Raw genomic sequence first — 6,648 nt, 5'->3', positions numbered from 1 at the left:
GGGGCCGGTGGGGGCGGCGGGTCAGCCGACGGACCCGCCGGGCGGGGCGACGTCGCCGACGACGACGTGCACGGGGCCCGTCAGGGCCGCCAGCGGCGCGAGGGCCGCGTGGACGGCGGCCGCGGTCTGCGCGAGGGGCGCCGCGGTGGACGCCACGACGTGGACCTCGGTGGGGCGGGAGCCGTCCCCGAGGCGGACGCCGGCCACCCGGCGGCCGGGCAGGTACGTGCCCACCTCGCCGAGCGGCCCGCCGTGGAGGTCGACGACGCCGGGCGCGGCGAGGACCGCGGCCCGGACGCGGTCGGCGTCGGTCGGCTCCTCGACGGGGGCCTCCCGGACGGGCGCCGTCCCGGGGCGCGGCTCGCCGGCGGGGGCCGCCGTCACTGGACGCGGGAGGACTTCTCCTCCCCGTCCTCGTCGTCGTCCTGGCCCGGGATGTGGATGTCGGTGACCTCGACGTTGACCTCGGTGACCTCGAGGCCCGTCATGCCCTCGACGGCGGAGATGACGTTGCGGCGGACGCCGCGGGCGACGTCGGCGATGCTGGCGCCGTACTCGGCCACGATGGTCACGTCGACGGCGGCCTGGCGCTCACCGACCTCGACGGACACGCCCTGCGACACGTTGGTCGAGGCGCCCGGGATGCGCTCGCGGATCTGGCCGAAGGCGCGCGCCGCCCCGCCGCCGAGGGCGTGGACGCCGGCGACGTCGCGGACGGCGACGCCCGCGATCTTCGACACGACCTGGTCCGCGATGGACGTCCGGCCCTGCGAGGTCGTCAGCTCCGACCCCGACCCGGAGGACGACCCGTGCTGGGCGGCCTGGCTGCTGGTCGTGGACGTCGACTGGCTCATCGTCGTTCCCTTCCGGCCCGTCCGGGCCCGGTGTGGCGGCCCGTCTCTCGAGCCGCTCGTACAAGGTTGGACGACGCCCGCACGGTGGAGCGCACGCGGCCGGTCGTGTGATCTGCGTCACATCGCAGAGGGGCTGCCGACGAGGTGCGACAGCCCTCGACGGGCGGCCGGTCGCGGTCTCCGCTACGACTCTCCCGGTGGACGCCAACGGCACGGCGCAGGGCGACGCGGCCCTCGTCGCCCTGGCGCGCGAGGGCTACAGCGGGGCCTTCGAGGAGCTGGTGCGGCGCCACCAGACCCGGGCGCACACCCTGGCGGTGCGCATGCTGGGGGACCGGCACGAGGCCGCCGACGTCGTCCAGGAGGCCTTCGTCAAGGCGTGGACGGGCCTGCCCCGCTTCGACGACCGCGCGGCGTTCTCCACGTGGCTCTACCGGATCGTCGTGCGCGAGAGCATCGACCAGCAGCGGCGGCGCGCCCGGAGACCGCTGCCGGTCGAGCAGGACGTCGACCGCCCGGCGACCGACCGGACGGACGCCCTCGTCGAGCAGCGGGTGCGCGAGGATGCGGTGAGGCGCGCGGTGCGGGCCCTGCCCGAGGACCAGCGGGCGGCGCTCGTGCTCACGGCCTTCATGGACCTCGAGCACGCCGAGGCCGCGGAGGTGCTCGAGACCACGCCCGACGCCGTCCGCGGGCGCGCCGCCCGGGCGCGCCGGGCCCTGATGCGCGAGATGGGGGAGTGGGCATGAGCGAGCACGACCCCGCGGCGGGCGGCCGCGCCGGCGGCGGCCCGGGGGCCGACGTCGAGCCGGACCTCGACCGCGACGCCCAGCCCTGCGGCACGCCGACCGACGCGCTGCTCGACGTCGCCTCCGGCGAGCCCGCGCCGCCGGACCTCGCGGACCACGCCGGCACGTGCGTGCACTGCCGGGCCGTGCTGTCCCGGGCCGAGGAGCTGTGGGAGCCGGTGCGTCAGATGGCCCGTCAGGAGGAGCCCCCGCCGCCGGACCTCGTCGCCTCCGTCATGGCCGCGGTGCGCCGGCTCGGCCGGGAGCCGCTGCACCTCGTGCTGCCGGACGAGCGGGGCACCACGCGCGTGAGCGCCGCGGTCATCGCGCGCATCGCGGAGGAGGCCGCCCGCCGTGCCGTCGGGGTCGCCGCCGTCCTGGCGCGGGACACGCGCGCCGAGCTGGTGGGCGAGCCGGAGGGCGGGGCGGAGGGCGGGGCGGGCGCGGTCGGGGTCGCCGACCGGCTGGTCGTCGTCGCCCTCGCCGTGGTGACCGACCTGAGCCGCCCCATCCCCGCCGTGGCCGACGACGTCCGCGCCCGGGTCGCCCGCGAGCTCGTCGGCCTCACCGGCCGCGGGGGCGCGCAGGTCGACATCTACGTGCACGACGTCGTCGTCGCCTGAGCGGGCGGGCTGCGGGGGGTTGACCAGGAGGTCGGACCGACTCATCCTGGACACGCTTTACAACGATGTAAGCGACCCGGAGGAACTGCCATGAGCCCTCGTGCCCGCCGTCCCGCCGTCGCCGCGCTCGCGGCCGCCGTCCTGCTGCTGCCCGCCGGCGCGGCCGCCGGCTCGGCCCCTCCGCCCGCACCGGGGGCCGAGCCGACCGTCGTGGTGGGCGGCGTGGACACCGGTGTCCCCGACCGGGTCCTCGAGAGCGGCGCGCGCGTCTCCGACGCCCTCCAGGTCGAGGGCGGCTGGGCCGACCGGGCCTCGTTCCAGCGCCACGTCGTCGCCGAGCTCTCCGACCTGCGCCGCGAGGGCGTGCTGTCCCCGCGCGAGCTCGGGGCGGTCCGGTCGGCCGCCGCCCGGTCGGACGTCGGGCGCCCCGGCAGCGAGCAGCCGCCGCGCGGAGCCCTCGCCATGACGGGGGACGTGGGCGACTACGTCCCCGGCGTCGTCGACGACCCCGTCCACGACCCGACCCTCTTCGAGGACGACGGCACCTACTACGTCTTCTCCACGGGCGCGGCCGATCCCGACGACCCCGGGGGCGTCTTCGCCCACCGCTCCCAGGGCTCTCTCGCCGGCCCGTGGGAGTCGCTCGGCGCGATCGGGCTCCCGGCCTGGACGCGGGAGTACGGCGTCGCGCACCTGTGGGCGCCGCACGTCGTCGAGCGCGACGGCGTCTTCCACCTCTACTACAGCGCCTCGTCCTTCGGCACGAACACCTCGGGCATCGGGCACGCCAGCACGCGCACGCCGGGCGACCTCGACAGCTGGGTCGACAGCGGGCCCGTCCTCACCAGCGGGCCGCGCGATCCCTACAACGCCATCGACCCGATGGTCTACGAGGACGGGCGGGGGCAGTGGCGCATGGCCTTCGGCTCCTTCTGGACGGGCATCCAGGTCGTCGACCTCGCGGGCATGACCGAGCCCGTCGGGCCGGTCGAGAACCTGGCGCGCCACCCCGAGGACCCGCCCAACCCCATCGAGAACCCCAGGTCTTCGAGCGGGGCGGGTACTGGTACCTGACCGCGGCGTGGGACTTCTGCTGCCAGGGGGTCGACAGCACGTACCGGACCGTGGTGGGGCGCTCGACCTCGCCCGACGGCCCCTTCGTCGACCGCGACGGCGTCCCGATGCGCGAGGGCGGGGGCACGGTGCTCCTCGACGACCGCGGCGACCAGGTCGGCCCCGGCGCGCTCGACGTCCTCGAGGACCGCGGCCTGCTCTACGGCGTCCACCACTACTACGACGCCGCGACCGGCGGCACGATCCGCATGCAGGTGCGCGAGGTGGAGTGGGAGGACGGCTGGCCCGTCTTCCCGGCCGGCCCCGACGAGGGCTGAGGCCCGGGGGAGGGTGGGCGAGCCCCGCTCCGAGGGGGACCGCGGGCACCGCCGCGAGGAGCGCGACGCCTCAGAGGTGGCCGGGGCCCGCCTCGGCGGGGCGGGGCCGGTCCTCGGGGTGGGCGCGCAGCGCGAGCAGGGCGACGTCGTCCTCGCCGTGCCCGCCCACGAGGTCGTCGAGGAGGGCGTCCGCGAGCTGGTCCAACGGGAGCCCCCCGTGCCGCTCGAGCGAGCGGCGGAGCGCGTCGACGCCGTCGAGCAGCGACCGGTCGCGCCGCTCGACGAGCCCGTCCGTGGACAGCAGCAGCGTGGACCCGGGCTCGAGCACCGCCTCGTGGTCGTGCCGCGGGGTACCCGTGCGCACGCCGAGCAGCAGGTCGCCGCTGCCGGGGAGCTGGTGCGCCGTGCCGTCCGGCCCGAGGAGGAGCGGGGGCAGGTGGCCCGCGCTCGACCAGCGCAGCCGGCGGACGCCCGCGGCGGCGTCGTCGGCGCCCTGCTCGACGCGAGCCAGCACGCAGGTGGCGAGGCACGGCACGTGGAGGCCGCGCATCGCCTCGTCCACCAGGGAGAGCACGTGGCTCGGGGGCTCCTGCTGCGCCCACACCATCGTCCGCAGGAGCGACCGCAGCTGGCCCATGGCCGCGGCGGCGCGCATGTCGTGGCCCACGACGTCGCCGATGACGACGTGCGTCGCCCCGTCGGGGGTGACCAGGGCGTCGTACCAGTCGCCGCCCACCTCGGCGTCCCTGGCGGCGGGCACGTAGCGGGCCACGAGCTGGAGGTGGTCGGGCTGCGGGAGCTCGGTGAGCATCGCCTCCTGCAGGAGGGTGGCCGTCGAGCGCTGCTCCGCGAGCAGCTGGGCGCGGGCGACCGCCTGACCGACGTAGCCGGCCGTGGCCGTGACGACGCCGAGGGCCGCGGCGTCGGGTCGTCCGCTGCCGGTCCAGGTGAGCGCCAGCGCGCCGAGCACCCTCCCGGCGACCTGCAGCGGGACGACCACCGTCGTCCCGCCCCCCGCGCCCGCGCCGAGGTCCGTCGCGGGGTGCTCCGCGAGCAGGGCGGTGCGGTCCTCGGCGACGACCGTCGTGCGCCCCCGCACGGCCGCGCCGACGGCGTCGCGGGCGTCGACCCGGCGCTCGAGCGGCGGGTCGGAGGGGTCGGCGTCCGGCTCCACCGCCAGGAGGCGCTGGCGGGTGCCGGCGAGGACGTGGAGGTGGGCGGAGGCGGCGCCGAGCTCCTCGCGCGCCAGCGGGGCGACGGCGCGCACGACGTCGTCGGCGGTGGACGTGCGCGCGAGGCCCTCGGAGAGGGCGAGCAGGAGGCGCGAGCGCCGCTCGGCGGCGTCGGCGAGGCGCCGGCTGCCCTCGGAGGCGCGCAGGGCCGCGTCCGCGCGCTCGCGCAGCTGGCGCAGGGCGATCTCGGAGGAGCACGAGCCGGCCAGGTCGGCCAGCACCTGGAGGTCGTCCTCGCTCCAGCGCCGCGGCACGCCGTCGACGGCGCACAGGGAGCCCACGACCACCCCGTCGGCGTCCCGCAGCGGGTGGCCGGCGTAGGCGACGACGCCCAGGTCGTCCGTGGCGAGGGACCCGGGGAGCTCCGGGAGCTCGCGGACGTCCTCGCAGGCGAAGGCCGCGCGGGTCCGCACGACGTGCTGGCACACCGAGTGGGTCAGGGGCGTGGAGCGCTCCTCCTGCCACGGCAGCGGCAGGCCGAGGGCGCCCGGGAAGGCCTGCCCGTCGCGCGTGACGAGGGAGACCAGGGCCGTGGGGACGCCGAGCTGGGTGCGCACGAGGCGGGCGTAGCGGTCGAACGACGCGTCGGCGCCCCCGGGGAGGGGGGCGCGCTCCGGGAGGCCCGCGCCGGCGTCGTCCGTCACCGGGCGATCATGCCGTGCGCCGCGGGCCCCGCGCGGCCCCGCCCCTCCCCGGACGGGCGCACCCGGGGCGGTGACGCGCCCGTCCTGTGGTACCGCCGAGGTCGTCGGGTGCCGAGGAGACGGGCATGGACGCGGGGGCAGCAGCGTCGCCGTCCGGGCACCGCGCCGGGCCGCGGCCGGTGACGACGGCGGCGGGCGCGCACGCGCTCGAGCAGGCGCTCGTGGCGAGCACGCCCGCGCTCGTCTGCGTCATCGCCGGTGACGGGCGCATCCTCCTGTTCAACCCCGCGCTCGAGCGCTCGACCGGCTGGCGGGCCGAGGAGGTCCTCGGCCGCAGCTTCTACGAGGTGCTCGCCGTGCCGCACGAGGCGGCGCTCGCCCGGGAGTTCGTCGAGGACGCCGTCCGCACCGGGGTCGCGGACGCCCAGGAGGGCGACTGGCTCGACCGGTGGGGCGGCGTGCGCCGCGTGTCGCTGCTGACGAGCGTCCTCCGCGACGAGCAGGGCCGGGCGACGGGCGTGGCCTGCGTCGGCGTCGACGTCACGGAGCAGCGCCGCGAGGAGGCGCGCCTGCGCGAGGCGGCGGCGAGCGACCCGCTGACGGGTCTGCGGAACCGGACGGCGCTGCTCGCGGCGCTCGCCGCCGAGCTGCGGTCCGGAGCCGTGGGCACCGGCGTCCTCTTCTGCGACCTCGACCGCTTCAAGGCGGCCAACGACACCCACGGCCACGACGTCGGCGACCAGCTGCTCGTCGAGGTGGCCGCGCGGCTGCGCGCCGTCACCGACGCCGACGACGTCGTCGCGCGCCTCGGCGGCGACGAGTTCGTCGTCCTCCTGCGGCGCGGGGGCGCGGGGCGGCTGTCCGCGCTGCGCGAGGCCGTCGACGCCGCGCTCGCCCGCCCCTTCGAGACGGCGCACGGCTGCGTGCTCCTCGGGGCGAGCGTCGGCGCGGCGCTCGGCGCGCCCGGCGACGACCCCGAGCGGCTGCTCGCCGCGGCGGACCGCCACATGTACGGCATCAAGAGCCGGCGCCGGGAGCGCCGTCGGGTGCCGGACCCGCGCTGACGCCCCGCCCGCCGACCACCCGCGCCGACCACCCGCGCCGACACCCGCGCCG

8 protein-coding genes are annotated in these 6,648 nt (G+C 78.0%); 5 read left to right on the top strand and 3 right to left on the bottom strand.

Translation table 11 applies throughout. The annotated features are described in order from the left end of the window. Nucleotides 1-21 precede the first annotated feature (21 nt). Both HLB09_RS11135 and HLB09_RS11130 read right to left on the bottom strand, forming a co-directional pair. Entirely contained in the window at nucleotides 22-384 is a 363-nt protein-coding gene (locus tag HLB09_RS11135) for a hypothetical protein (RefSeq protein WP_171203444.1), read from the bottom strand. Further along, on the bottom strand, nucleotides 381-854 hold the full coding sequence (locus HLB09_RS11130) for an Asp23/Gls24 family envelope stress response protein (RefSeq protein WP_171203443.1): 474 nt from the start codon (nucleotides 852-854) through the stop codon (nucleotides 381-383). Before HLB09_RS11130 ends, HLB09_RS11135 begins: the two co-directional genes overlap by 4 nt. 197 nt (nucleotides 855-1,051) lie before the next feature. Between HLB09_RS11130 and HLB09_RS11125 the strand changes: the two genes are divergently transcribed. The 4 genes from HLB09_RS11125 to HLB09_RS19380 all read left to right on the top strand — a co-directional run bounded on the left by HLB09_RS11125 (nucleotide 1,052) and on the right by HLB09_RS19380 (nucleotide 3,656). After that, nucleotides 1,052-1,603: an RNA polymerase sigma factor gene (locus tag HLB09_RS11125; protein WP_171203442.1), complete on the top strand. Its 552-nt coding sequence runs from the start codon at nucleotides 1,052-1,054 to the stop codon at nucleotides 1,601-1,603. Continuing rightward, nucleotides 1,600-2,265 carry an Asp23/Gls24 family envelope stress response protein gene (locus HLB09_RS11120; RefSeq protein WP_171203441.1) on the top strand — a complete coding sequence of 222 codons (666 nt, stop codon included), beginning with the start codon at nucleotides 1,600-1,602 and terminating at the stop codon, nucleotides 2,263-2,265. Before HLB09_RS11125 ends, HLB09_RS11120 begins: the two co-directional genes overlap by 4 nt. Before the next feature lie 90 nt (nucleotides 2,266-2,355). Next, nucleotides 2,356-3,339: a family 43 glycosylhydrolase gene (locus HLB09_RS19385; protein ID WP_281359381.1), complete on the top strand. Its 984-nt coding sequence runs from the start codon at nucleotides 2,356-2,358 to the stop codon at nucleotides 3,337-3,339. After that, nucleotides 3,336-3,656: a glycoside hydrolase family protein gene (locus HLB09_RS19380; RefSeq protein WP_281359383.1), complete on the top strand. Its 321-nt coding sequence runs from the start codon at nucleotides 3,336-3,338 to the stop codon at nucleotides 3,654-3,656. The genes HLB09_RS19385 and HLB09_RS19380 overlap by 4 nt, the downstream gene beginning before the upstream one ends. Nucleotides 3,657-3,726: 70 nt before the next feature. On the opposite strand, the gene HLB09_RS11110 is transcribed toward HLB09_RS19380, so the two are convergent. After that, a complete protein-coding gene (locus HLB09_RS11110; protein ID WP_171203439.1) occupies nucleotides 3,727-5,532 on the bottom strand; it encodes a GAF domain-containing SpoIIE family protein phosphatase in 1,806 nt (601 codons plus the stop codon). Nucleotides 5,533-5,657: 125 nt separating this feature from the next. Between HLB09_RS11110 and HLB09_RS11105 the strand changes: the two genes are divergently transcribed. Further along, nucleotides 5,658-6,596 (top strand): diguanylate cyclase domain-containing protein, encoded by a 939-nt coding sequence (locus HLB09_RS11105; protein ID WP_171203438.1) that lies wholly within the window; start codon nucleotides 5,658-5,660, stop codon nucleotides 6,594-6,596. Nucleotides 6,597-6,648 lie beyond the last annotated feature (52 nt).

The sequence above is a fragment of the Pseudokineococcus marinus genome (genome assembly GCF_013004605.1).
Taxonomy (GTDB): Bacteria; Actinomycetota; Actinomycetes; order Actinomycetales; family Quadrisphaeraceae; genus Pseudokineococcus; species Pseudokineococcus marinus.
This window is presented reverse-complemented; position numbering and strand designations above follow the sequence as displayed.

Excerpts from the sequence above, each read along its gene's own strand:
- HLB09_RS19385 (WP_281359381.1), top strand. The coding sequence starts at position 2,356 with ATGAGCCCTCGTGCCCGCCGTCCCGCCGTCGCCGCGCTCGCGGCCGCC.
- HLB09_RS11120 (WP_171203441.1), top strand. The coding sequence starts at position 1,600 with ATGAGCGAGCACGACCCCGCGGCGGGCGGCCGCGCCGGCGGCGGCCCG.
- HLB09_RS11105 (WP_171203438.1), top strand. The coding sequence starts at position 5,658 with ATGGACGCGGGGGCAGCAGCGTCGCCGTCCGGGCACCGCGCCGGGCCG.
- HLB09_RS11130 (WP_171203443.1), bottom strand. The coding sequence starts at position 854 with ATGAGCCAGTCGACGTCCACGACCAGCAGCCAGGCCGCCCAGCACGGG.